Annotated in this window: 14 protein-coding genes and 2 pseudogenes; 15 read left to right on the top strand and 1 reads right to left on the bottom strand. The window is 41.9% G+C overall.

Annotation, left to right across the window (positions count from 1 at the left end):
• The 9 genes and pseudogenes from OCV39_RS19470 to OCV39_RS19430 all read left to right on the top strand — a co-directional run bounded on the left by OCV39_RS19470 (nucleotide 1) and on the right by OCV39_RS19430 (nucleotide 16,152).
• A complete protein-coding gene (locus tag OCV39_RS19470; protein WP_261889763.1) occupies nucleotides 1-6,198 on the top strand; it encodes a DEAD/DEAH box helicase in 6,198 nt (2,065 codons plus the stop codon).
• Between the two features lie 697 nt (nucleotides 6,199-6,895).
• Nucleotides 6,896-9,307, top strand: a complete 2,412-nt coding sequence (locus tag OCV39_RS19465) for an AAA family ATPase (RefSeq protein WP_261889762.1) — start codon at nucleotides 6,896-6,898, stop codon at nucleotides 9,305-9,307.
• Nucleotides 9,304-11,019 (top strand): LeoA/HP0731 family dynamin-like GTPase, encoded by a 1,716-nt coding sequence (locus OCV39_RS19460; protein ID WP_261889761.1) that lies wholly within the window; start codon nucleotides 9,304-9,306, stop codon nucleotides 11,017-11,019. Before OCV39_RS19465 ends, OCV39_RS19460 begins: the two co-directional genes overlap by 4 nt.
• A 216-nt stretch (nucleotides 11,020-11,235) precedes the next feature.
• On the top strand, nucleotides 11,236-12,162 hold the full coding sequence (locus tag OCV39_RS19455) for a DUF726 domain-containing protein (RefSeq protein ID WP_261889760.1): 927 nt from the start codon (nucleotides 11,236-11,238) through the stop codon (nucleotides 12,160-12,162).
• A gap of 8 nt (nucleotides 12,163-12,170) precedes the next feature.
• Nucleotides 12,171-12,599, top strand: coding sequence for a hypothetical protein (locus tag OCV39_RS19450; protein ID WP_261889759.1), 429 nt, complete (start codon nucleotides 12,171-12,173; stop codon nucleotides 12,597-12,599).
• Between the two features lie 282 nt (nucleotides 12,600-12,881).
• Nucleotides 12,882-13,229: pseudogene (locus OCV39_RS19445) on the top strand (restriction endonuclease subunit S); the annotation flags it as partial.
• Nucleotides 13,230-13,366: 137 nt separating this feature from the next.
• Complete coding sequence (locus OCV39_RS19440; protein ID WP_261889758.1) at nucleotides 13,367-13,666, top strand: hypothetical protein; 300 nt, start codon at nucleotides 13,367-13,369, stop codon at nucleotides 13,664-13,666.
• Nucleotides 13,667-13,811: 145 nt separating this feature from the next.
• Complete coding sequence (locus OCV39_RS19435; protein ID WP_261889757.1) at nucleotides 13,812-15,521, top strand: metallophosphoesterase; 1,710 nt, start codon at nucleotides 13,812-13,814, stop codon at nucleotides 15,519-15,521.
• A 106-nt stretch (nucleotides 15,522-15,627) separates the two neighbouring features.
• Nucleotides 15,628-16,152 (top strand): hypothetical protein, encoded by a 525-nt coding sequence (locus tag OCV39_RS19430; RefSeq protein WP_261889756.1) that lies wholly within the window; start codon nucleotides 15,628-15,630, stop codon nucleotides 16,150-16,152.
• Here the strand turns inward: OCV39_RS19430 and OCV39_RS19425 are convergent.
• Nucleotides 16,130-17,161 carry an IS630 family transposase gene (locus tag OCV39_RS19425; protein WP_261889755.1) on the bottom strand — a complete coding sequence of 344 codons (1,032 nt, stop codon included), beginning with the start codon at nucleotides 17,159-17,161 and terminating at the stop codon, nucleotides 16,130-16,132. The two genes, OCV39_RS19430 and OCV39_RS19425, sit on opposite strands and share 23 nt — an antisense overlap.
• A 183-nt stretch (nucleotides 17,162-17,344) precedes the next feature.
• Here OCV39_RS19425 and OCV39_RS19420 point away from each other — a divergent pair, with 183 nt between their 5' ends.
• From OCV39_RS19420 to OCV39_RS19395, 6 genes and pseudogenes are all read left to right on the top strand, one after another.
• A complete protein-coding gene (locus OCV39_RS19420) occupies nucleotides 17,345-18,163 on the top strand; it encodes a hypothetical protein (protein ID WP_261889754.1) in 819 nt (272 codons plus the stop codon).
• Between the two features lie 61 nt (nucleotides 18,164-18,224).
• Entirely contained in the window at nucleotides 18,225-22,928 is a 4,704-nt protein-coding gene (locus OCV39_RS19415; RefSeq protein ID WP_261889753.1) for a DUF3320 domain-containing protein, read from the top strand.
• Between the two features lie 50 nt (nucleotides 22,929-22,978).
• A pseudogene (locus tag OCV39_RS19410) lies at nucleotides 22,979-23,452 on the top strand (MBL fold metallo-hydrolase); the annotation flags it as partial.
• Nucleotides 23,453-23,597: 145 nt separating this feature from the next.
• Nucleotides 23,598-24,815 carry a multidrug effflux MFS transporter gene (locus OCV39_RS19405; RefSeq protein ID WP_261889752.1) on the top strand — a complete coding sequence of 406 codons (1,218 nt, stop codon included), beginning with the start codon at nucleotides 23,598-23,600 and terminating at the stop codon, nucleotides 24,813-24,815.
• Nucleotides 24,816-24,835: 20 nt separating this feature from the next.
• Nucleotides 24,836-26,023, top strand: a complete 1,188-nt coding sequence (locus tag OCV39_RS19400) for an alpha/beta hydrolase (RefSeq protein ID WP_261889751.1) — start codon at nucleotides 24,836-24,838, stop codon at nucleotides 26,021-26,023.
• A 24-nt stretch (nucleotides 26,024-26,047) separates the two neighbouring features.
• Nucleotides 26,048-26,254: a hypothetical protein gene (locus OCV39_RS19395; RefSeq protein WP_261889750.1), complete on the top strand. Its 207-nt coding sequence runs from the start codon at nucleotides 26,048-26,050 to the stop codon at nucleotides 26,252-26,254.
• Nucleotides 26,255-26,457: the final 203 nt, after the last annotated feature.

The raw sequence follows: 26,457 nt of genomic DNA, 5'->3' as shown, positions 1-26,457 counted from the left end.
ATGCAATATTTTGAGTCTTTAGTTGACCAACTGACTAAACGTGCAGCGCGCGCTACTTTAGGGCAATTTGGTTTGCGATCTAAGCCGTTACGTGAGTTCTTGTGGCAGTCGTTTTCTCAATCCCCAGGTAAAGAGGGGGCGTTTCTTGCTGATCCTGTATTTGAAGCCACCTTTGGCTGGAAACCGCATACTCAAAGCATGCGAGACCTATCGGGTGGGTTGTTAAACAGCTCGATTGTCAATGCAATGGCAAACCCACCGAATGAGCTGAAAGAAGACTACCTTTTTGATAGCAGTTGGTACCCGTATTCCCATCAACATGAAGCATGGTCTCATCTATTGGAGCCATCTCCTAAGTCGGTAATTGTCAGTAGTGGTACAGGTTCTGGTAAGACAGAGTGTTTCTTAGTGCCAATTCTGAATGACATTGTTGAACGTAACAGTAAGCCAGATGGCGTTGAGGCTTTGTTCTTATATCCACTCAATGCATTAATTAACAGCCAGAGAGAGCGTTTAACGGCATGGACTCACCAATTAGGAGATCAAGTTAAATTCAGCCTGTTTAATGGCGATACGCCCGAATCAGTAAGTGTGGCAGAACGAAAAAAGCACCCAAATGAACAGCTTTCTCGTAAGGAGCTGAGAGAAAACCCAGCTCAAATACTTGTGACCAACTCTACGATGTTGGAGTACATGTTGGTTCGCCAAAAAGACGCGAATATTTTGAACCGTTCTAAAGGCAAACTGCGTTGGATCGTTTTAGATGAAGCTCACACCTATATCGGTTCTCAAGCTGCTGAATTGTCGTTGCTGCTTCGACGAGTAATGCACGGGTTCGGTGTCACGCCAGATCAAGTGAGATTTGTCGCTACATCTGCCACGATTGGCGGAAAGGACTCTGACGCTGATCTAAAAGCCTTTTTGGCTGACGTCGCTGGTGTCGATATCACTCAAGTTCATTTAGTAAAAGGCGAGCGTGAAATCAAACCGCTGATGGAACTGGAGCAAATCAAGGCGATGAACCTTGATAGTGTTTTAAGCATAACGAACGAAATAGAACGTTACGATGTATTACAAAGCTTACCGCCGTTAAGAACGTTAAGGCAGCACCTGAGTTCAACCGATAACAGAATGACGTTGAGCGAAATAGGGAAGCTATTATCTGCAACTGAGGAACCGTTATTAGAACAGGACTCACTTCAATGGCTTGATATCTGTGCTTCGACAAAGAACGCAGATGGAGATGCATTTATTCCGTTTAGACTACATTTGTTTCACAGGGTTGCTGGTGGGCTTTGGGCTTGCTCCAATTCAGATTGTTCGGCAAAGGTAGGTACGCCTTTAGAGTCGATTGATTGGCGATTTGGTATGGTTCATATGTCACGTCGTGAAAAGTGCTCGTGTGGTTCACCGATATTTGAAATGGTTAGTTGTAATGGGTGTGGTACTAGCTTATTGGCTGCGACTGCAAAAACGGATTCAGAAACGAGTCATACTCAGCTCCACTTAACGAAACCAGATTCATCGATTGATGACTTTGCCTTGGACCTTGTTGGAGAAGAAGATCTAATCATCGAAGATGATGAAGAAACTTCTGAAGAGTATGACCGCTTTGCTCTCATCTCGCCGTTAAGTTTTGAAGAAACCGGTGAATATTGGATTAATAACCAGAGAGATGTAAAAAATGCTAAAGTACCGGGCGCGCATTTAATACATCGAGTCGAAGGGTATCATAAAAGTGACGGTGCTTTGTCTGTGCGCTGTCCATGTTGCCAGCATACTAAAATCAAGAATTTCGAGTTCTACCGTCACTTCAGAAATGGCGCACCATTTATGCTGTCGACGGTTATTCCTACATTACTCGAGTATTGCCAAGATGGTAAGAAAGAGCAGTTGAAAGGTCCTTGGAACGGCCGCCGTATGATTACTTTCACTGATAGTCGCCAAGGTACAGCTCGTTTTTCTGCCAAGTCACAGCAAGACTCTGAAAGGCAGTTTTTGCGTTCAACTATCTATCATTTGATCTTGGATAAAGCGCTGAGAACGAGCGAAATGACTCCTGAGGATGAAAAGAAGCTCAACCGACTCCAACGAATGCTTAAGATCGCAATAAGTATGGATGAGCCAGAGGATATTGAGGCTATCGAGTGTGAAATTGCCGAATTAACAACAGGTAATAATCCTGTCATGGTGACTTGGCAAGAAGTCGAAGAATTCTTAGCAGAACAGAAAGAAGTAAAACTGTGGATTAAAAAGTTCTACGAGCACTTCGATGACCGTATGGATATGGTTTCTAATCCAAAATTACTTGCTCGTTTACTGTTGTTACGAGAGTTTAATAGCCGCCCCAAAAGACAGAACACACTCGAAACCATGGGCTTAGTCTGCATGGAATATCCAGTTTTAGCCAAAAAGGAGAGTTCAGCTCCTAGTGAATGGTTGAGGCATTTTGATAGTGCTGAAAAAGCGCGTGAAGAGTGGGTTAATTTCCTAACTGTTTGTGTGAATTTTCATGTACGAAGCATGAAAGCCGTGAGATTGACGGATGAGCAAATTAACTGGATTGGGGCTAAATATTCGCCAGCTTTCTTAGTAGGACAAGATGAACCTAGCCATATTTGGAATGTGGATGCATGGCCGAAAATCAGGCGTAATGGGCCACGACAACCAAGGTTAGCTAGGTTGCTTGCTACGGCTCTGAATCTAGAGTTAGAGGATGCGGACTCACGTGCAGATATTAACGAAATTTTACGCCAAGCGTGGATGGCTCTACAGTCTTCTGTGTTGACACCTAGTGGTGATGGCTATCGCTTAGAGCTTGAGCAACAAGTGAGTTTCTCATTAGTTGCAGATAAGCATCAATGTCCTCATACCCAAAAAATCATAGATAAACCATTGCTAGGAGTGACTCCATATCTGAATTTATCTGGGGACCGTACCGAGCATTTATGTAAACAGATCTCTACCCCAAGTTATCCGTACCCATTTGGCCGCGATCCTAAAAGCGGAGAAACCGTTGATCTAAACAAAGTTAGGGATTGGCAAGAGCAACCAGAGTTAATTGATGTACGCAAAGAAAATGCGTGGTCAGATATTGCTGACCGTGTTGTAGAGCGTACGCCTTATTTTAGAGTCGCAGAGCACTCTGCACAGTTAAAGGCAAGCCAGCTACGTGAGTATGAAAAAGAATTCAAAGAAGGGAAAATAAACGTTTTAAGCTGTTCTACGACGATGGAAATGGGTGTAGATATTGGTGGTATATCGGTAGTGGCGATGAATAATGCTCCACCTAACCCTGCGAACTACTTGCAACGTGCAGGTCGTGCAGGTCGTCGTGGAGAAACCAAATCGATTGCGCTTACGTTATGTAAATTTACTCCGCATGGAGAGCATATTTTCTCGAATACTCGCTGGGCGTTTGATACGGAAATTAAAGTACCGAACGTATCGTTATCAAGTGACTACATTGTTCGTCGCCATGTGAATTCGTTACTACTTTCAACGTTTTTAAATAATGTAGTGAAGTCAGAGAACTCGTTGAAATTGAATTGCGGCAACTTCTTCAAATCTGATCACGAATCGGCGGCTTCTCAAGCTGACCAATTTGTTGACTGGTGTGTAAATGGAGCATTAGATTTTGTACAAAACGGGTTGGATACGTTGTTACGTCGAACCTCTCTTGATGCAACATCACGTATCGAAATTCTAGATACGTCCGCTAAGCATATGAAGCGTATTGTCGAGCGTTGGTCCGTCGAGCATCAATTGCTAAAAGAACAATCTAAAAGCTTAGAAGAGAACCCTAACTCGTTATCAACAGCGCAAGCTGCAGTAGAAAGCCAAATTCAACGCTTAGAGGGGGAGTTCTTACTTTCCGAGTTAGCACGTAAAGGCTTCTTACCCGGATATGGGTTCCCTACTGATGTGGTGTCTTTAAATACAGATCATGTCAAAGTGATCGAAAGGCGAAAACGCTACATCAAGATGAAACAAGACCAAATCAACGATAAAACATCTCGTAAAGATAACCTATATAGCGCTGCTGGCTTTCCGTCTCGAGATCTTTCAGTCGCTATTCGTGATTATGCACCGGGTAATGATGTTGTGATTGATGGACGTGTTTATCAGTCGAAAGGCGTTTTGTTGAACTGGCACAGTCCTGCAACTGTTGATCAAGTAAAAGAGATACAAGCGTTAAGGTGGGCATGGCGTTGTGACAAGTGTGGTGCAAGTAATACTTCGTTGTTAAGACCAGAACAGTGTGAATGTTGTGGTAATGAGTTCAATTTTAGTGACGAGAAAACAAAAGATCGTATTCACCCTTACATTCAGCCAGCGAGTTTTGCGGTCGATATTAGAGACGAACCTCATAACGATATCTCGCGTCTGAATCATGTACCTTTCAATGACCCTTGGGTGACGGTAGATGGTTCCGAGTGGCATGAAGTGAGTGTAAACCCTGGATCATCATACCGTTCAAGCCATAATGGCCATGTTTATTATTACAGTGCAGGCCCCGTCAACCAAGGGTATGCGCTTTGCTTAGAATGTGGTCGTATGGAAGCTATGCCCGAAGGTGGAGATAAGTCACCAAAAGAAGTGTTGATGGGGCACACTCGTTTACGAGGTGGTAAGGGCCACTTAACCAGCTCAAGCGAAGTTTTGTGTGGCGGTAACGACAGGGAGTTCACTGTAAAAGGTCCGCTAAAGTTGGGGCATAGCACCTATACGGACGTGTTCGAGTTATTGTTATTTGATGAGCTGGGTAAACCGCTAGTAGAGAGAAGTATTGCTCGTTCGGTCGCGGTGCTGATGCGAAACCAGTTAGCTGAGAAGCTAGGTATAAATAATGATGAAATTGGCTGTACAACCAAGCCAGTGAATTATGAGGGACGAGAAGTACAAGCTATCGTGCTGTTTGACAATGCAGCTGGTGGTGCAGGTTTTTCAATTCAAGCTTCTGAGTATGTTGTTGAGTTACTGAAAGGAGCAAAGCAGGTTGCATCTAGCTGTCACTGTGACAAGGCATGCCATCGTTGCTTAGTGGATTATTCGACTCAACATGTCCTTGATTTACTTGATAGAAGGAAAGTAGCGACCTATTTGAGCAACGGTTTTTTTAACAACCTTAGCTTACCAGTGGAATATGAATTGTTCGACCATCACAATAGGCGTGAACTACGTCCGCTAATGATCGCAATAGAAAAAACGTTGGCTAAACATGAGGACTCAGACCTGTATGTTGAGCTCCCTATAAGTCAATTAAGCGATTTAGGCGATTGGCAACTGTATCAAGCATTTAGTCGCTGGGTTGCCGAGCGAAAGGTAAACTTGATATTGACAGAGGTTCAAGTGCAAGAGTTGTCACTTGAGCAAAAAGTGACGTTGTCTTGGTATCAGAACCACCCAAATGTGAAGCTAATGAGCAAACTACTAAATGATCATGTCAATCATCAGGTATTAGCATCGGTGGCTAGTGAGTCATATTGTTACCAATGGGGACTTCGTGAAGACGACCATGAAACTTTAGTGGTTGGTATTGGGTCTTTGGGTGACTTGGTGGACTTTGACCCTACGCGTTTGCGTCAGAGTTCTGATGTGGAAAAAATAGTGATTGATAGTGAATTGGATGGGAAGGCTTCTGAGTTTGGGTTGAAGTTTTGGACTCTTGTGTTTAAACGCTCACCAGCATTAATGGCGTTGATGCAAGACCAAGTTATCGAATCTGCTACTTATTCTGATCGTTATCTGGCCGCAACTTTACCTGTTTCTCTATGCTTTAATACCTTGAAGTTTTTAGGGGAGCATTACAAAAGCTGTCAGATAGATATTCACACTGGAGAGTTAAGTCGAGGCTACAAGCCAGCGACGGTACAAGATAACTTTTTAGACGACTACTCGAGAGGTAAGATAGTTGGCTTAGCTCTTAAAACCTCGGTAGCGAACATTCGCTTTAAAACGGCTTCGAAGTACACTCTGCCACATTCAAGAACGCTCGTTTTATCGTTTGATAATGGCAAGCAAGTGACATTGTGGTTTGATCAAGGGTTTGGCTACTGGTTTGCTGATAAACGTCTATCTGAAAACCACCTACCTTACAATCTTGACGATGAAGAACACGCAAATATTATTGTTGAGGGACAAGCTCAGATCTCGTCCGGTACATTCCCAACAGATGTATTTGTGTCATTTAGTTGATTGAAGATACGAGCAGAAAATGTGTAGGCTGGCGTATTTATGCATGGCTTTTATGATAGTGTCGCATTCTATACTAAGGGTGCGTCAAGCTATTTAAATGGTCAAAAATAAGCACAACGTCAAGTGCCAATAAGTTGGTGGATGAACTTTAGAGGGGCTTAATGAACTTATCGAAGAGAATTTAGAGCTCCTATCACAGCAGACAATGGCGTTAAATCGAATATACGCGTATTTAGCAGAAGTCAGCAGGCCTTGAGAGGTTAGTGCGAACGCCAAAACCAAGGCAATTTATTGATGATTCAGTTGGGGTATGTTAACTAGTCGTATATATCCCAATCACTTCAAACTCTCTGAACTGTAGAAACAGGGAGTTTTTCATTGATCTTATTTATAAGCTTATGAAAACCACTTAGCGAGAACATTCGTTAATCTATGTTTTATACCGTACTCTATTTCACAAGCGGTGATTAATCCTGTACAATTCATAAAATTGAATATGGATATCAACTTGTCCAATGGAACTGATAAATGTATTGATGTGGTTTTAATTAATGTCTTTAGTTAGTTTGCAATTCACGACTTACCCTCTATGTATAACACACGCCTTGCTGCGAATTTTGAACAACCGCTTAGGCATCACTCGTCTAATTTACTGAGCAGAGTCTACACGTTTAACAACTTTTAACAGAGTTCCCGAATGACTATCGAAAATTTTTCCCCAACAGTAGTTTATAGCTTCATTAATGATCAGCTAGCCAATATTGTAGGTTCAATTGATATTGACCATACGGATACGGAAACTCAGAAAATTGCGGAGAGTACCCGCGAAGAACTGTCTAGGATCCAATCAGAAGTGAAGGTTCAGCTCTCTGAATTAGAAAAAAACTCAGAGTGGGATACTTTCACTATTGCTTTTTACGGTGAAACAGGCGCGGGTAAATCTACGTTAATTGAGACATTGCGAATACTCCTTGATGAGCCAACAAAAGGTGAGACTCAACAAATGTTTAAGCAAGTGAAAAAGCGATATGACAATTGTGAGGTCCAGTTAGCTAATCTCGAAAAGCAGATCAAGGATATTGAATGTGAAGTACTAACTTTAGATTCGCAATACTGCAGATTATCTGAAGAGTATCAAGCATCAGAGGATAATGTGAAAGCGGAAATTAAGGCAATAGAAGAACGTGTGCTTGGTGAGCGGGCTGAGTTAAACAAACAGATTGATAAAAGCGTAGAAGCACGGTCTCAAATAGAAACTCAACGAGAAGCTTTAAGCTCTCGTATTAATGAACTTAAAGCAGAAGCGAGTCTATTTAAAAAGTTGATTCTACTTTTTAAAAAGTTGCCAGAAGAGAAGGCTTTGTCAGCACTGGATGCTCCGTTATCTAGCTTGGTAAAGGATACGGAACGCTTAGAGAATGTCCTTCAAGAGAAAGAACGACAAAGTCGGAGTGAAATAGAAAAGCACCATTTTCAGATACATGCTCTTAATGAAGCATACAACTCTTCCGTATCTGAATTAGACGAAAAAAAAGTTAAGTCAGCACAGAATACTTCTGAAAGCCTGCAAGAAAAACATGATTTAGGGGTTCAAAAAAAGGCATTCTCAGAAGAGCTATTGCTGAATGCAGATGGTGAGATCATTGGTGATGGACGCGCAGATTTTACTCGTGAAACACAACGCTACGACTTCACTTTGAACGATAAGTCCTTTGCACTTTTAGATGTACCAGGCATAGAAGGGAAAGAGGGGCTTGTACTTAGTGAGATAGAACGTTCACTTCAAACGGCTCACGCGGTCCTATATGTAACAAATAAAGCAGCCCCCCCACAAACGGGTGATGATCAAACGATTGGAACCCTTGAAAAAATCAAACTACATTTGGGGTCCCAAACAGAAGTTTGGTCAATCTTTAATAAAAAGATCACTAACCCAAAGTTTACCTTAAAGACACGTTCTCTTGTGGGCGAAGACGAAGCGGAAAGCCTTGTTGGGTTAGATCAAAAGATGAGAGAACATCTTGGTAGTAATTACAAAGAGGTTTTAGCTCTAAGTGCATTACCTGCGTTTATTGTGAGCACGGACCATTTTGTGCCCAGTGGTCGCAATGCCAAATTGCGAGAGAAGTTTCTAAAAGACTTTTCAGAACATGAGTTGCTTGAAAAATCCCAACTGAATACCTTTTTAGATGTTTTGAATGAAAAAGTGCTAAACGACCCACAAAGTAAAATCAATCAAGCAAACTTGAATAAAGCCAATGCTGCATTAGGCGATGTGATTGAAGCACTTAACGAGCGAGAGCAAAGTTTTGATCAACTCTCTAAGAAGATTGAAATTACGCAAGAAAGCTCGCAAGGACAATTACATCGAAGTTTTAAATCGTTGCAATCACGTTTAGACTCAAACGGTGAGCAGCTAATCCGTGCTTTTGTCAGCCAGGCCCGAGATCATGTCTACGATGAGATTGAAAATGACATTAAAAATGAGCAGTTTAAACGTGTACTTGAACGCGCTATTGACCGTGAGTTAGATCAACTAACGACTAAGTTACCTAATATGATATCAGATCAGATTAAACGGTTTGAGCATGACACTCGTGATATTTTAAAGCGTTTTGAAGAACAAACTCATGAACTATCGGACATGTCACAGAACATGGGGCAGTCAGCATTTAACGTTTCATTTAATCCCAAAATTAACCTAAACAGCGGTGTGAATAAACTCGCGTTATTCACTTCACTGTTGGGTGTTGCAGTTGCTCCGTTTACTGGTGGAGCGAGTCTTTGGGTCGCTATTGGAGCAGGTGTCACAGCACTGATTGCGGTGGCCAAAGCATTAGCGAGTGCATTTAGTTCCAGTTACAAAAAATCCCAACAACGTCAATCGACGGATGAAAACCTAAGAGAGGTTCAGTCTGAGCTAAGAGCTAGTTTAGAAAGTAGCCTTAAACAAGGGGTGCCTGAGATGAAAAAGGTCATTACTCAACTTGATCATGCAATTGCAGCACCGCTACAAAGTATTCAACTTACACAGATGCTGATAAAAGAGTCTAGCACCAAAATGAGAGCTATATCTGATCAAATTCGTTCAATAGGAGCAATGAAGTGAATTCCACATTAAATAGTTTCAAGGAGCAACAGTCTCAACTGATTGCCCTTTTAGACAAACTTTCAGCCTTTTTGTCACAAGGATATGAGGTTGGTGTCGACATTGAACCATCATTAGCAACTAAATTAGCGAAGGCTAAAGCCCATGTAACGAATAACAAGTTAAAGGTTGCATTGATTGGCGGATTTTCTGAAGGAAAAACTTCTATTGCATCAGCTTGGATGGAGAAGCTAGATAAATCGAGCATGAACATCAGCCATCAAGAATCGTCTAATGAGGTGAAAGTATATGATATTGAAAACGACTTCGTTCTTGTCGACACACCTGGACTATTCGGTTTTAAAGAGCAAATTAATGCTGATACAAATTTAGTAGAGAAATACAAAGACATAACTAAAAAGCATGTGAGTGAGGCGCACTTAGTGCTTTATGTAATGAATTCTACAAATCCGATCAAGGAAAGCCATCAGGAAGACTTACAATGGCTATTCAGAACATTGGATTTATTACCTCGAACTGTGTTCGTCCTTAGTCGTTTTGATGAAGTGGCTGATGTTGAGGATGAAGAAGACTACAACGAAAATTTGGAGATTAAGCGAGAAAACGTACAGGGTCGATTGAGTGATATGCTTAGCTTGAGCAAACGCGAGCTGGGTGACTTATCGATAGTTGCTGTAGCTGCTAATCCATTTGAACAAGGCATGGAGTATTGGCTAAACAATCGTGAAGAGTTTAAAGCATTGTCACATATATCTAAGTTGCAGGATGCTACAGAGCGAAAAATCCAAAGTCAGGGTGGATTTGAGAGTCTTGCGATTGAGATGCAGACAAGTGTCATCCGTGATGTGATGAACAAACAATTGCCCATTGCAGTTGAGGCAGATAGAAAGGTATCTGAAGAAGTTACTAAGTTAGAAATGCTTGATAGTCGTTTGAGAGATCAACTTGCACAAACGAACCAGGAAATTGGTGAAACTCAAGTAAGATTGCGACAGTTTGTTACTCAATATTTCTCAGATCTTATCCTTCAAGTTAAGGGCTGTAGTTTGGATACGTTTGGCGAATTCTATGAAAGAGAAATTGGTTCTGAAGGCGTTATTTTGGCAAGCAACCTACAAAATGAGTTCAGTCGCCAAATGAGCTCGATTAGTTTAGATATTGAACGTATGCAAATTGGTTTTGACAACGAGGTGAACCATTTTAATACAACTCTGAAGTCGCTGGGATCACAAGGACTGAAGCACACGTTGAGTGGTAATCTGATAAATGGAAATACAGTATTGTCAGCTCGTGATGGAGTAGTCTCCGTAGCTAAGACATTTGGGTTCGATATTGCAAAGCATATGAAGTTCAAGCCCTGGGGAGCAGTCAATATGGCTAAAGGAGTCAATGGAGCATTAGTTGTTATTGGTGTTGCGATTGAAGTTTGGGATTCTTACGAGCAGTACAAACGTGAAGAGAAATTCAAAGAAACAATTAAGCAGATGGTTAGTAACTTTGAACTTCAGCGCAAAGATTTGCTGAATATCATCAATGCGGAAGAGTTTAAAGATAACTTCTTTAGTGAATATGTTTCGTTAAAGCTACGAGTAGATGAACTAGGTGAAAACCTAACTCGAAACAAACTGCAACAACAGAGCTTTCATTCATGGAAGGTTCAAGCTGAAAACTTAAATAAAGAATTACAGGGTCTCTCTTCATTAGAGGCTTGATTCAAACGATGAGCGGCTAAAAAGTTTAGTCGCTCAGGTTATCGATTTGAAGGCTCGAAATAGAGTAAAGCTGTATTGACAGTTTACTACAATTCATTTGCTTAAGTGACCAATAAATATGATCAACTTCCTTATCCTATTTGTATTCATTATGTTCCTTGTGGGTGTCATTTCCACTGCGTTCAAAGCTCGTAAAGTAATCAAGGGTAAATAGTTATGTTTAACAAATTCAAAGCGTCATTGCCTAGTTTTGACATTAACCCTCTGCTCAAAAGCCTCAAGGATTCATTAACCGAGCCAAGTGCACAGGACTTAGAACCACGAGATGAAGAATCTTGTGAACTTGTTCAAGTACGTGAAGGCAAGCTTCCTGTTGTGTTTATCATCAACGGATTTCTATCTGAAAACAGTAAATGCTCAAAAGATTGGTTAGAAGTGGTTGATGAGCTTTATCCAACCAATAAAGTTATTCGTGTTGATTGGAAAGCAGGCAATTTAACCGATATGGTTTTTGATAAAGGTGCGGTACCAAATATACCAGCATCAAGTAACGGAAAGCTTGGTTTTGCTGCAATGGTTGCTGCACGTAGTAGCATTCTAGGTATAGCAAGTAGCGTGGGCGCAGTTGTTGTCGATAAAGTCGCGGGACATTGGAAAACGTGCTTTCACGAAACTCGTCATGTCGGAAGAGGGTTTGCGAGCTATCTAGAGCAGCAGTCAGCGTATGAAAACTGCATTTTAATGGGTCACTCGTTGGGTGGGCGTATAGTCAGGCATACTTTAAATGAGTTAACGGCACGTAATCTAGTTTCGGTTGCTTATATTTTCGCTGGCGCTGTCTCAAGTGAAGATGAACAGTGGCAAGCTATTCTTGATAGGAATGACAACTTAAAGCTAATCAATTGCACGTCCCAAAAGGACTATGTCTTAAAAAGTTCCTACAAATTAGGGACCTTATGGGACCATGAGCCCGCAGGGTTAAGTCCTGTGATGGATCTTCACTGCCACACGCTCAATCTAGACGTAACAAAATACGCTCAAGGCCACACAGAGTTTAAACAAAAAGAACTCGGCCAATACTTAAAAAGCGAACTTAGCCTGTTGGAAAAGGATAAGTTAGCAATGCTACATATCAGTTATTGAGGTACGAAATGATTCCACAAGTACAATCTATAGTTGAACATTTAGAGTTTAATCATTTCATTCTGAACTCTGAATTAAGTGATGACGATAGTCTGGTACTCGATAACCCAATGACGGAGCGCCGAATTAGTGTGTCATCGACTAACTATACTGCTCGAGTCTCTATGTACTATTCGTTAGGTGTTAATGAATCAGATCTAAATGACACGAAAATTAACTTATTGAATTCAGAGTTATCTGTCTGTAAGTCAATCTTGTCTCATACGGACGACGGTGATCTCGTCACAATGAGTGCTCTGTATCTATTTTCTTATTCTAGAGAGTCGTTCAACACATTTTGGAGCTTGTTCGATGTTGATGCCGATGAGTTCGATAGAATGATATCTGAGAGCTTATATCAAGGTGAGCCAGCGGCAGAAGGTTTTGAAGTGCATTAATTACAGTTTATGAGCGAGTTCATAAGCTTAAAAATACCAATCTGAATTATCTAACTTTTATTATAGCGTCTGAACAAACAAGGGTTTAGCGCATATGACAATACAATAGGTAAAAATTCAAGGTGATGGGACACCGCTGTTCGCCCCGTTTTCTGGAGTTCAAATTGCAGGAGAGGGCGTGCAGAGTTGGGATAAGCTTGAGGAAGATCCGACGTTTCTATTCGGTTTTTGATTAGAAGCTGGTGAGTTTGTTTATATACGAATGTTGATGAACGATATATAGAGTTTCTATTTAAGTCTAATGGAGGATTTAAAAACTTACTTAGTCAATCGAAAGGCGCCGCGCAGCCTTCATTATCGATGACTCAAATAAGGCAGACATCTGTGCCAATCTCTCCTTTAGGAGAACAAAAAGAAATCGTCCGCCTAGTCGATCAATACTTCGCTTTCGCTGACACCATCGAAGCACAAGTGAAGAAAGCGCAGGCGAGGGTAGACAACCTAACCCAAAGCATTTTGGCAAAAGCCTTCCGAGGTGAGCTGGTGGCGCAAGACACAAACGATGAACCCGCCGACAAACTGCTAGAGCGCATTGCCGAGGCTCGCAAAGAGGCCGCTGATAAAGGCTGATTGATAAATCTATAAGCACGCTGAGAGGCGTGCTTTTTAGTTTGTAAGCTTATTAACATTAAAAAGCATCAGGTTTGAGTAAACTGAACATCTCATAAAAACAAAATCTGTTTACCGAAGTAATACAAGGAGTTGTGATGAGCAATAAAAAAAGAGCCAATAAAGCCCTATTAAAATCCATTATGGACAAAGACCGCCCACTGCAAGACCTGCACAGTGAACTATTCCCAGAAGAGTACGACCATCTCTACGATAGTAACGTAGAAGTGAGAGCCAGAAATCGCGGTGGAAACCCAATGAGCGAAGAATACCAGGAAAAAGTGAACTTACGTCGTTTTGACATGGGGGTTGAACCATACGGCGGTAATGTCGGCATCGACAATGTTGATGGGCTTATCAGCAGTTGGCAATATTGCCAGAACAAAATCGCTCAATAACAAAAAGCTCACTCATCAAAGAATGAGTACACAGTGATTTTATCTCGTTATACAATAATAAATTCAACAATGCGTAACGTCATTAAGAAACAATGTTTTTAAAAATAGTGTCTTTAAAAAACAACGTCAGTAGTAGGAGCATTCCTTGGCTTTGATTGAAACCAAATACATCGCAACTCTGTTCAGTGAACTCACACAATATGGCCTGCGTGGTAACAGCGCGTTATGGCACACCTTACCAACTCAGTTAAGCGCTACTGGCAATAGCTACACGGCCGCAGGTTTGCTCAAATGGGTAGATGACCATGTGGCAGAGCTCATTGAGCAAGGTGCATCTGATCAATCCTCTATAGATGAAGTCTATATAGAGTCACTTAATCAAGGCGGAATGTCGGGTGGGCTGCTTCATATACGTTACTGGCAAGAGGTCATGCGTCCAACGCTTGAGCAGCGCTGCCTGCAGTTAGAGCAGGGTTTGCAGTTTAAACATGAAAATCAATTAGAAAACTTGTTGTTTATTGGCGATCTCCATGCCCAACAAGACAAACTACATGCGCTACTCGATAGCCAAGGGTTACCAGAAGATGGCAATGATTCTGATACAACTCTTGTATTTATTGGCGACCTCATTGATAACAGCCCAGACTCAGCAACGGATCATATCGCTGCATTGAACTTGGTTAAAAGCCTAGTCGACAACAAACAAGCGCTTTGCCTATTAGGCAATCACGAATTTAATGCAGTGGGGTGGTATTTAAAAGATGCTAACGGTAAGTATCTTCGCGATCGCAGCAAAGCCGGAAATCAAAAACAACATGCTCACTTTCTAGCTCAGATAGGCGAAGATTCGGCATTACATAAAGAATGGGTTGAGTGGTTTATGGCCTTGCCTTTCTATCTCAATTGCGGCGACATTCGCGCCATTCACGCCTGTTGGCATGAAGAGAGCATTGCGCGTTTGAATGTGTACCTCAATGCCGATCGTTCCCTAAAATTAGAACATTGGCCGAATGCGTTCAACCCAGATCACGAACTGTATGGCTTGATCGAAACCTTGTTGAAAGGCCCTGAAGTGAGTCTTCCGAATGGTTGTAGCTTTTATGATAAAAACGGCATAGAGCGACACCATATTCGTGCGGCTTGGTGGAAAGATGAAGATTGCGTAGAGAGTTATCGCGATTTAGCTGTGGTACCAACAGGGCAAGGTGATGTTATCCCAAATGCTAAGTTAGAACGTTCTGCCAAGCTATTTAATCGCCAGTCGCTATTATTTCCTGTAGTTGTGGGCAATTACACTTTAGCACCGACACCGTTTCCAGAGTGTTTAAGTGAACAGGTGGTGTGTGTTGATTTTAATGCGGCGAAAGGCAATCACCCATTAGTAGGCTATCACGCTTATTTGCCTGGTTGGGATGAGTCACCGAATGAACTCATCGATGTGCATGGCTTTGCTTGTGCCGAAGAACTGAACAGCGGTAAGGTTGTTGCTCATGGAATTACGCAGCTACTAAATGCCATGCTTTCTACTCTATCGGCTCCAAAAGCTGACGAGGTTTTTTCTCAAACGGTCAGTGAAGTGCTTTTAACAGAGTGGGATCCTATTGGAGTCTATGAGGGTTTTGTCGACGAGGAGTTAGCGGATGAATACGTTAATTATGAAGCGGCAGTCGTGCAATTAGCACAAGCAGGAGATATGAGTAATCTTGCTGCTTATTTACTCCTTGTAGAGCGTCATATTATAGGAATGGAGCGAGATAAAGGTGAATACCTTTGTGCTCAAGTCGCCCATAAACTGGTCAATGCTTGGCTATGTCAGCGACCGACTGTCAAAGATGATTTTGATGGTTTGTTCTAGCGCAGTAATTAGGCTATTAAAGCAATCATTCGCAAATTAGAGGCACCAGATCTTTTCAATTGTGGTGCGATTTTTAGTGGATTTAAGCAGAAGTAATGGGTAAAACATGGATTTAACTCAAGCATTTAAGAATTATAAAGAGCATGTAAAAGCGGTACTAGAACAGTTTCCTGTTGATGTACATCAACTAAACAGAATTGCCGTGTTTAAAGCATTAGCAGAACTGCTCTATGAGCAAAGAACGCTAAGCCACACAAGTGGATATCAGGTTGTTTCTCGCGATGATTTACAGCAGCAGGTGACGCTCTATTATCCAGCGCACAATTTGAGCAAAAGGCAGGAAGTTAATAAGTATCTTTCGCAAAGTTTCTCTCATAGCAACACTTTAGAGCCAGACTTTATCGAGTTTACATTTACAAATGATGACACGTTATACCTTAGGACTGATGTTGTTGAAGGCGGCTCTCCGAAGCATGGTTACCGAATAAGAGATTTTGACCATCAAGCTGAGCTTATTGAATACCTTTGCCAGTTAGATCTGACGCTCTTTTTTATCCCAGCCGACAATCTGTCGTTGGCCTCTATATTTGAGCGGTATCTATACCCAATCAACTTGAAGATGCGGGCTTGAGCACTTGAAAATTATCATTTATTCGAGACGTCAAAGAGTCTGCGATCTCAGGTAGAGTCACAATGCAAAAATTCTCGATGGCTTCTCTGAATTCCCGTTTAGTTTTAAAATAAACGTTGTTCCTTGAATATTCGTTCATCACCTTCCAAAGCCGCTCGATTGGATTTAGATTCGGACTATAAGGTGGAAGATAATGAAGCTCAATATTCAAGACAAAAGCAGCATCTCTGACTAGTTCACTACGATGGTACCCCGCACCATCTAAGATGATATGGTGCTTGTGTTCTAATGGATAACGCTCTCTAATTTGGCAGAAAAAGCGAACAATGCTTTCACTGTTTATGGTCTCGTAATCATGAATAATAGTCCCGCCAATGTCGTTAAGATTTAAAGCACCAATGAGATTGAGGCGACTTCGACTTCCTGTTGTTTCAACAGACTTGTCATGCCCTGTTCGTATCCAACCATGCGATATTTTGGTTGCTTGAGTCGGATGGACTGCATCAATAAATAGGATCGACTCATCCTTACTACAGCTGGCTTTAAGCGCTTCATAAGCTTCAATAAAAGCTTTCTGTTTGGTTTCATCAAACTTATGAGGTACGCCTTTGGGCATCTTGTAGCTGAAACCATTTTGGTGAAGCCACTTGTTCATTCCTGCAACACTATATTGCACACGGTAAGCAGCAAAAACATAAGCAACAATCTCACGCGTATGATGATAGGTGCGCGAGGTTAGGTGTGAAATCAAGCTTTGGGTTTGCTGTTGAGATAGGTAGCTTTTTGAACCACCATTTTCAGGCTTGAGCTTGTTCGACAGTGAGTAATCTTTGAGATGCTGTCTAACCGTTGTTTCATGGATAAGCAGTGCATCGGCAATTTCTTCAGGACTCCACCCGTTACTGGCATGAATAACGGCTTTGATGCGATCGCGCACTCGCCCATCACGAGTCGTATCGTGTTGGTTAATCAGCGTGATTTTTTGTTCATTGGATAGTGTTATTTTCATGTCACCTAGCATGATCCTCATTTTGGCTAAAATCAAGCACCTTCAATGATCACGGGTATAGTTAACTTCTCAAGACGTTTTCGATGTGCCAAAACTTATAATTTCTGGTGTGATGACGGGCAAAATTCTTGCAAGATTAATTACAGCTACAACTCAGAACTAGGTAAGCGATACGATGAGAGCATGAAGTTTAAACGTCAGCAACAAACATTGAATGAGCATTTAGCTCTATCTCTACGGTTTACATTGGAGAAGCTTGGCTTTGAGGTCTTTTGTAAAAGACCACACTTACCGCACAGAGGTAACAGCAGTGAGAAAGCCAACTTTGACGCTGAATTTAAAGCAAGGCAGCAGGCTGCGATAGTCAATGCAGTTGATATTTCATCAAATGAGTTCGCAGTAAAGCAGAGAAATAACACACTATCGTCAATCGACATAGCACAAATGAAAAAGTTCGATATCAAAACGGTTTATAAGCTGGATAAGGTAAATGAAGGGCATGTGCGGTTTGATGATAACTTCGATCGAGAACTGTTCGCTCACTTTCCTTTTGTGCTCAATAAAGATGCTCTTGCTAAGATCGGTATACATTCAAGACAGAAAGAGCACATAGCAAAACTGCTCTATCACCATTTGTTTGATGGCTATGATTTTGAAGAGGATAAGTCTAAATGCTTCCTTTACAAATCCTCGGTTGTAGAAATGCTGGAGGGTATGCATGACGATACTTTTGATACCTACTTTCCGCCTCACATCAGATACTCAAAGAATGGAGGAGCAGGGCAAACGTACAATGCTACAAGCTATATAAAAGCCATATTACGTAGTTGCGGATTTGAGCTTGGTAGGTATGGCGGAAATAATCAGAAAGCCAGAGTTTCGATGTCAGCGTTGGCAAGACAGTACAAACACTGGTTAGCGGACTGCTCAACATCAAGTTTAAGCGAAATGACTATTGAACAGATTTATGAAATAAATGAGTCAGATATTGATCCACATTAGGTAGTATAAATGATGGTTGGGTATAGAATGCGGTTACTGCAATATGAGGTTTAACTGCAAGATGAACTCAAATCTTAAAGATATTTTCGATAAAAGCCGTCAAGAACTCCTTGATATGGGGCTTAGAGGGAACACGCTACTTAATGTTGGCAAGGGAGCCAAAACCTTAGACATCGTTGATGAAAAATCTGAGCAAGTGTTTGAGCACTTGGTCGAAGACTCGAAAATGATGTCATTCCTACCAATGCCAGACTCTCTCGATACAGACGACAGCAAATCAATATCTTTAGCTGATTTGACGACTCATCTTGAAGAAACCAATGGTGATAAAAGACATGCCGATAACGTCTTGCAAACACAGTTATTCCGCAAGTCTCTTGATACTCGCTTACTGAAACTTAGCACAGAGGCGACGACTTTTGTGCAAGAGCAGGGCGTTGACCTTCTCTACCTTGCTCTTGGCTTCGTGAAATGGTTTGAAGATGATAATTCTGACCTACCGAGATATGCTCCCTTAGTACTCATTCCTGTTGAAATATTCCGAGCTGACGCAGGTGATGCATACAAAATACGCTACACAGAGTCAGAGCTAGGAACAAACCTTACGCTTGCAGCTAAGTTGAAGATGGAATTTGGTATCGCTCTACCTGAATTTGAAGAGGGTGAGAATGACTATGATTTCCAAGGGTACTTAGATCAGGTTGCTACAGCCATTGCAGGAGAAAAGCGTTGGTCAGTTGAAAGTAATAAGATCGTCTTAAGCTTCTTCTCGTTTGGTAAGTTTCAGATGTATCAAGACTTATCTGATGATGTATGGCCTGAAGGCAAGAAACCATCGGAAAACAGCTTGATCCAGAAGTTGTTCACTGAAGGTTTTGAGCGTGATGCTACCTTGCTTGATTCAACACCAATGGACGTAAACCGTGTTGAAGAAGTTCAACTGGTTTTAGATTCTGATTCAAGCCAAACAGAGGCGGTTCTTGCTGCGAAGTCTGGAGCAAACCTTGTCATTCAGGGACCTCCAGGTACTGGTAAGTCTCAAACCATCACCAATATTATCTCTCAGGCTCTAGCAGATAACAAAAAGGTACTGTTTGTTGCTGAAAAAATGGCAGCACTTGACGTTGTTAAGCGCCGATTAGATAACTGTCATATTAGTGATTCAGTATTAGAACTTCACTCACATAAGGCGAATAAGAAGTCTGTTCTTTCTTCATTAGAACATACACTGATGCAGCATGCTCCTGTTACCCCTGAGAGGAGTGAAGATATTGATCGCTTGGTTTCTCTACGTAATAAATTGGATGATTACTGCCAGTCGGTCAATGAGAGCATTGCAAATACAGATGTCAGCTATCATGATGCTTTAGGTTATAGCTCACAGCTAGAGCGAATCATTATCGATGCTTCAATCGAGTTAGATGAACTGCCTCGTATCGACTTTGATTTAAACGTTTGGGATAAGAGTTACTACCTGTCAGCTCTTGTTAAGATCACGGAGGTCGTTGATTACTTAACTGAGCACGCTGCACCAAGCCTGAATCTGTTTTCATCTACTAATCTTAAAGATTATTCGCCATCAGATAACAAGTCGGCACAAAAGCTTGTTGCTGAAGTCGTGCAAACACAGCAAGAGATCATTGACAAAGTTAAAGCTCTTCATGCCTGCGCTGGTTACGTCTCACCGATCGCTACCTATACAGATTGCACTTCAGTGCTTGATGGCCTATCCCTTATTGCAGATAGACCCGAGCTTGAGAGTGTTGATGTAAACGCTCCTGCTTGGGAATCGAAAGGCGATGCGATACTCAATTTTGCGCTTCAAGGTGCAACGCTACAAGATCAAAAATCCGAACTTTCAGAGCACTTTGTTGATAGTGCATTAGATTATGATTGGATGCCAATTCGTGGCTCGTTACTTACAACAGGTCAAAAGTGGTGGAGATTTCTATCTGGTGATTACCGTAAAGCAAAAAGCACCTATGCAGGCATGTGTAAAAATGGGCTTGCTGGTGGCGCAAGTGAATGGATTGAGAAGATGGATGCGGTACTGGAGTATCGTTCGACTCAAAAAAGCTTTATGGAATCTGCACAACTGGCAATTGATACTATCGGTAGTCATTTTAAAAATGAGAGTACCGATTGGAAAGCGATACTAAAGCCGCTTCAATGGGTGCAGCAATGCCACTCAGGTATTAAGTCTGGAACGTTGGATCACAGTGCAGCGCAATACCTAGATCCATCAAAGGAAATTGCCTTTACTGCTGCAGAACTTGATAAGGTTAAGGTACTTATCGAAAAGCGCACGAACGTGATGAATGAAATCGCATCACTGCTGCAATTGGATCTCAGTTCTTTTGCCGAACGATGTGATGCTCTGCAATGTGAGGAAGTTGAAACGATTGAGAGTGATATTCAGAAGTTCTACCTATTAACACGTTTTAATCGTTTAGGCTCTAATCTTGATGCCATTGGACTTTCTGATTGGAGACAACAGGCATTCACTTGGACGAAAAAGTCCCCACTTATTCAAGATTGCTTTAAATTCACGTACTACAGTTCGCTTGTGGATCACCAATATGATTCACGAGATGAAATCCGCTACTTTGATCGTGTTGAGCATGAAAAACAAATTGAACAGTTCAGTGATATTGACGGTCAATTGTTCCACTTTTCGCAAGAATCTTTGGTAAAACAGCTTTACGATAATCTACCGAACCCATCAGCGAGAGGTGAAGTAGAAACGTTAAGGCGTGAGTTTAATAAAAAGCGCCGTCAAATGCCTATTAGACGTCTGCTCAATAAATCGGGTCGAGTGATACAACAAATCAAACCTGTCTTTATGATGAGTCCAATGTCGATTTCAACCTACCTAGAGCCAGGTGTTGTTGACTTCGATTTAGTTATCTTCGATGAAGCGTCACAGGTTAAAGTTGCCGATGCACTTGGAGCCATTCTGCGCGGTAAACAGGTCATCGTTGTTGGTGATACGAAACAGATGCCACCAACTAGCTTCTTTGGTAAGCAGTTAGTCCTTGACGATGATGAGGCTGAAGAGAGCTTAACGGCTGATATAGAAAGTATTTTGGGGATGTTCTTAGCGTCAGGTACGCCAGAAAAAATGCTTAAATGGCACTACCGTAGTCGCCATGAATCGTTAATCGCGGTGTCAAACCAAGAATTTTATGACAACAAACTGATGATTTTCCCGTCATCTGGAATTAACCCTAATGCAAAAGGCTTGAGCCTCAATTACTTGCCGAGTACCACTTATGACCGAGGTGGTTCAAGAAGCAACATAGGTGAAGCCGCAGCCGTTGCAGAGGCGGTAATTAAACACGCTAAAACAACACCAAACCAAACACTGGGCGTAGTTGCATTCAGTACAGCTCAACGTGATGCAATCTTGCTAGAAGTTGAACGATTGAGAAAGGCGAACCCAGATCTCGAACACTTCTTTGGAGAGCATGAAGAAGGAGAGGACTTCTTCGTTAAGAACCTTGAAAACGTACAAGGTGACGAACGTGACACTATCTACATAAGCATCGGTTATGGCAAGACGAATGAAGGTCGTCTACCTATGAGTTTTGGTCCGCTGAATGGTGAAGGTGGAGAGCGTAGACTGAACGTTCTTATTTCACGTGCTCGTATGTGCATGGAAGTTTTCAGTAACTTTAAGGGCGAGGAGATGCCAACCACTGATGCATCTCCATTTGGTGTACGAGCGCTGAAAAACTTCTTACATTACGCTGAAACAGGTGACTTGGTTAAGAGAGAAGAAACAGGTAAAGGGCCTGATTCGCCATTTGAAGAAGAAGTCATCACATCAATTCGTTCGTTAGGCTATCAAGTTCAACCACAAGTCGGTTGTGCAGGTTTCTATATTGATATTGCAGTGAGAGATCCACATAAACCTGGTCGCTATATGCTTGCAGTTGAGTGTGATGGGGCAACTTATCACAGCTCTAAGAGCGCGCGAGATAGAGATCGCATCCGTCAGAGTGTGCTTGAAGGGTTAGGTTGGCGTTTCCACCGTATCTGGAGTACTGATTGGTTCCGCAATCGCCACAAAGAAACAGGAAGACTTGATGACGCTATTAAATCTGCGATTGCATATTACGAAGCTTATGATTCAGAGTCATTAGTTGAAGAAGTTGTACAATCAAAGCCAAAAGTCAAAGCTGCGATTAAAAGGGTAGAGGTCGAACATCAATCGTCTGCTGCGAACTATCAGGTCTACCCAACAGAACAGTTATACCTTGGGCTAGGTGATACGATACCTGATGTAAGTACAGCAACATTAGCGGAAGATATATTTAAAGTGGTTGAGCTTGAATCTCCAATTCACGTTAAGCAGCTTAGTATTCGTTTGTTATCGGCAGTAGGCAGCTCTCGAAGTGGTGCTCGTATCAACCGAGCAATCCTTGATGCGATTGGTCTACTTAATAGACAAGGTAAAGTGGACCTTGATGGTGAGTTCATTATTACGAGTCAAAGTGCAATCACCATTCGTAACCGAGCTGAACTGCCATCGAATGAGCGCAAGTATGACTTGATTTATGACGGTGAAATAGCAAAAACCGCTGTGGATACGGTGAATGATACTTTCTCTATATCGAGTGATGATTTGGTTAAATCGATTACAGAAGTATTAGGCTTTTCTAGTACAAGCAAAGCGATGAAAGTTAGAACGGAGAACGTTCTTGCTGAGCAAGTTAAGTCTGGTCATCTGACTTTAAAAGGTGAGACTTACCAAGCCTCATAGCTTATTAGAGTGATTCCACTGAGTTTTGGCTCCCTTCTAGCGTTAACACCACCGAACTAGATTGGGGAGAGAGTGTTCAGGTTAATGACATCTTTAAGCTTTGGTTTTTAGAAGTTCAACATAACTCGGGTCGAACTCCCTTCGATAGAAATTCAACGCTATGGGGCGGTTTTTTAATGCATATCGGCGACCAAAAAATCTATTTTGGAGGCGATAGCGGTTATGCCAATCACTACAAATACGCTTATGAGAAGTTTGGACCTGTCGATATTGCCTTCATTCCTATTGGCGCGTATGCACCAAGAGAAATTTTCAAGCCGGTGCACCTTGATCCTTTTGAGGCAGTGCAAGCTCATCAAGATCTTAACTCAAAACAGTCGATTGGTATGCACTATGGGACGTTTCAAATGACGGCGGAGTCTCGTCTGGAACCTGTTGAGTTACTTGACGTTGCAAAGAAGGAAGCTCAAGTACCAGATTCTGAGTTTATTACGCTTGAAGTGGGTCAACCGACTAGTTTTTAGATTCTCAGCTCTTTTTAATTTCAAATCAATTTTTATCTCAGACAGCTTTAAGTGCTAAATGCAGTGTTTGAGTCCTCAAAGACATGGATGTTTTGATATTTCATAATGCTGACCTGCTGTGTCAGGTCGGTTACTTGGTGATGTAATGAAAAACAAACAACCCATACTCGGCAATACGGGTACTTTGATCTTTTTGGTGATGATCAGCGCGTTTCCTCCTTTAACAACCGACCTTTATTTACCCGCTCTTCCTAATATGGTGGCAGCGTTAGACACGACTCAGTCAATGGTTAATTTTACGCTGAGCAGCTACTTCGTTGTCTATGCATTCGGGTTGTTATTTTGGGGACCTCTCAGTGAGAAGTTTGGTCGTAAGCCAATTTTGTTGATCGGGGCTAGTATTTACGTTGTTGCCAGTTTCTTATGTGCCAACTCAGGTAGCATAGAACAATTGATTGGTTTCCGAATTGTTCAAGCGTTTGGTGGTAGTGCTGTTACGGTTGTCGCTGTGGCTATTATCAAAGATCTTTACGATGGTAGAGAACGAGAGAAGGTAATGGCAACCATTATGTCGCTGGTGGTTATTGCGCCTATGGTTGCGCCAGTCATAGGGGCGTTATTGCTTAAGGTTGCCACTTGGCAGATGATTTTTGTTGTGCTTGGTATCTTTGGTCTTCTATCGATTGTGCTTTCACTCTGCCTAACAGAAACGTTGGCATCTCGTTATAGCGGATCTGTAGTGAGATCTTGGGGACGCCTGGGTGTCGTACTCAAGAATCCACGGTTTCTGTTGTTATTGGCAGTGTTTTCTCTTACTCCAATGTCGATGATGGCGTTTGTCGCTGCTGGTCCTTACATCTATGTGGAGCACTTTAATTTTAGCGAGCAAGAGTTTAGTTATATCTTCGCGATAAATGCTCTATTTGCCTCATTTGGACCTCGGGCTTACATCAAAATCACTCAATACTGGTCTGCAAGTCGTATTATTTCTTTCTGCTTTATGCTTCTGATTTTGTGTGGCGTACTTACTTTTAGTCTTGGAGAAACTTCGGCTTTTTTGTTCGCCCCATTGATCGGATTAGCCACGCTAGCTACCATTACAACGCGAGTACCTGGTACTAATTTCATGCTTGAACAACAAGACAAGGACACAGGTTCTGCCGTTGCAATTATTCAATTTACGTCAATGATTTGTGGAGCAATGGGCATGATGTTGGTTTCTGTCGAGTCTGGTTCTTTAATTAAAAGCCTTGGTGTGATCCAATTGTCGATAGGTGTGACCAGCGGCTTATTGTGGCTGGCATGGTCTCGGATCCCCAGTAATAAGCAGAACAACTCATCAACATCTTCCATTTCAAACTAAGTACAAAAGGTCGCTATTTTATGAAATTTAGGTTTAAGCCTCTTATTTTAATTGTGTGTGGTTTATTGCTTGTTGGATGCATTAGCAGCGAGCAGGAATATGATCACCCACTCTATGACATGTCCACTAGCGCATTTCCAGTGCAACAGTTTGACTCGTTTCTAGAGTATCAACAAACCGTTCAAACTTGGCTTGAAGAGAATCGTGTGTTTTTGCAAGACGATCATACAGCGGAGCTTTCTTATAATACCCCTTTTGAAATCTCACCAAACCAAGCGAAAACACTGAAAAAAGGCATCATTTTTGTGCATGGTCTAGGCGACTCTCCTTGGTCTTTTGTCGATGTTGCCCAAGAGTTCGCCGATGAAGGTTACTTAGTGCGCAGTGTGTTGCTTCCGGGGCATGGTAGTCGTCCCGCCGATTTGGTGCCGATTAGTATATCTGATTGGGAAAATACAGTTAAAAATCAAGTCGAGATTATGCAAGAAGAGGGATTTGAGGTGTCTTTAGCCGGGTTCTCTACTGGTGCGAATTTAGTGACGGATTATGCAAATAGCAATTCAAGCATAGAGGCTCTGTATCTGTTTTCACCGGCCTTTAAATCTGACAGTGATATAGATTTCCTTGCGCCTGCTGGCGCTCTATTTGTTGATTGGGTGTTCCAAGGCGACCCGAAAAATCACAACAATCAAATGAAATACAATAGCGTACCTTTGAATGGCTTTGCACAGTATTACTGGACTAGCTACGAGGTTCAAAAATCCCTCGAAAGAAAGGCATTCGACAGACCTGCTTTTTTAGCGGTCACTCAAGATGACAGTGTCGTTAATGTTGCTGAAGTCCTTAAACTGTTTGAAACACAGTTTACCAACGCAAACAGCCGATTTATTTGGTTTGGGGATAAGCCAGATACGCTAGATAAACGCGTTGTTCATTTCGACAGTCGCGTGCCGTCAAAACGTATCAGTAATTTCTCTCACATGAGCTTGTTGTACCGTGAAGACAATTTCTATTATGGCGCTAATGGTGAATTCCAAATGTGCCGTAACAGTACCGAACCTCTTGATTATGAAGCTTGTTTAAATAGTGATGAACCGTGGTATTCCGCTTGGGGATACAAGGAAGAAGGGAAGGTTCATGCGAGGCTGACCTACAATCCATATTTTGACGAAATGTTGGATTATGCCAAATCTATCACAGCTCTATAAAGTCGATATTAGAAGGACACTAAAATGTATCAAACACCGAACCCTGCATTGTCGCTGGGGCTGATATCGTTGCTATCGCTGTTGTTTGCTGGCCCAGTAAGCGCAGATTGGAAGGAAACGGGTTCACACTTAAAGTTGGTTGACCTGTTAGACAGGCAAGACGGCTATTGTATTGATGCTGCTAACAAAGCGTTATCTCAATGGCAAATGGTTAAACCAACGATTCGTTAGTCGATGCAAGATTATTGACCATATTCGGAAAATTGCTTTTTCCGTTTATAGCGAGCAGTCGTTCAAAATGGTGACAGATAAACTTCGTCGTTCTGATGCCTTTGCCAAATGGCAAACTAAATTAAGAGTCATTCTTAGGGAGTTGTGGCCCAATTTTAGTTATAACGCTCGTCGTTTTGTCTGTTTTTTAGAGTGTGGTGATA

Origin of the sequence: Vibrio cortegadensis, from assembly GCF_024347395.1 — a bacterium.
In the GTDB taxonomy this organism is placed as follows: Bacteria; Pseudomonadota; Gammaproteobacteria; order Enterobacterales; family Vibrionaceae; genus Vibrio; species Vibrio cortegadensis.
Note: the sequence above shows the minus strand (reverse complement) of the source record. Positions and strands in the feature narration are given on the sequence as shown.

Coding starts and splice junctions, on each gene's coding strand:
- OCV39_RS19470 (WP_261889763.1), top strand. CDS start 1: ATGCAATATTTTGAGTCTTTAGTTGACCAACTGACTAAACGTGCAGCG.
- OCV39_RS19465 (WP_261889762.1), top strand. CDS start 6,896: ATGACTATCGAAAATTTTTCCCCAACAGTAGTTTATAGCTTCATTAAT.
- OCV39_RS19455 (WP_261889760.1), top strand. CDS start 11,236: ATGTTTAACAAATTCAAAGCGTCATTGCCTAGTTTTGACATTAACCCT.
- OCV39_RS19450 (WP_261889759.1), top strand. CDS start 12,171: ATGATTCCACAAGTACAATCTATAGTTGAACATTTAGAGTTTAATCAT.
- OCV39_RS19440 (WP_261889758.1), top strand. CDS start 13,367: ATGAGCAATAAAAAAAGAGCCAATAAAGCCCTATTAAAATCCATTATG.
- OCV39_RS19430 (WP_261889756.1), top strand. CDS start 15,628: ATGGATTTAACTCAAGCATTTAAGAATTATAAAGAGCATGTAAAAGCG.
- OCV39_RS19425 (WP_261889755.1), bottom strand. CDS start 17,161: ATGAAAATAACACTATCCAATGAACAAAAAATCACGCTGATTAACCAA.
- OCV39_RS19420 (WP_261889754.1), top strand. CDS start 17,345: ATGAAGTTTAAACGTCAGCAACAAACATTGAATGAGCATTTAGCTCTA.
- OCV39_RS19415 (WP_261889753.1), top strand. CDS start 18,225: ATGAACTCAAATCTTAAAGATATTTTCGATAAAAGCCGTCAAGAACTC.
- OCV39_RS19405 (WP_261889752.1), top strand. CDS start 23,598: ATGAAAAACAAACAACCCATACTCGGCAATACGGGTACTTTGATCTTT.
- OCV39_RS19400 (WP_261889751.1), top strand. CDS start 24,836: ATGAAATTTAGGTTTAAGCCTCTTATTTTAATTGTGTGTGGTTTATTG.
- OCV39_RS19395 (WP_261889750.1), top strand. CDS start 26,048: ATGTATCAAACACCGAACCCTGCATTGTCGCTGGGGCTGATATCGTTG.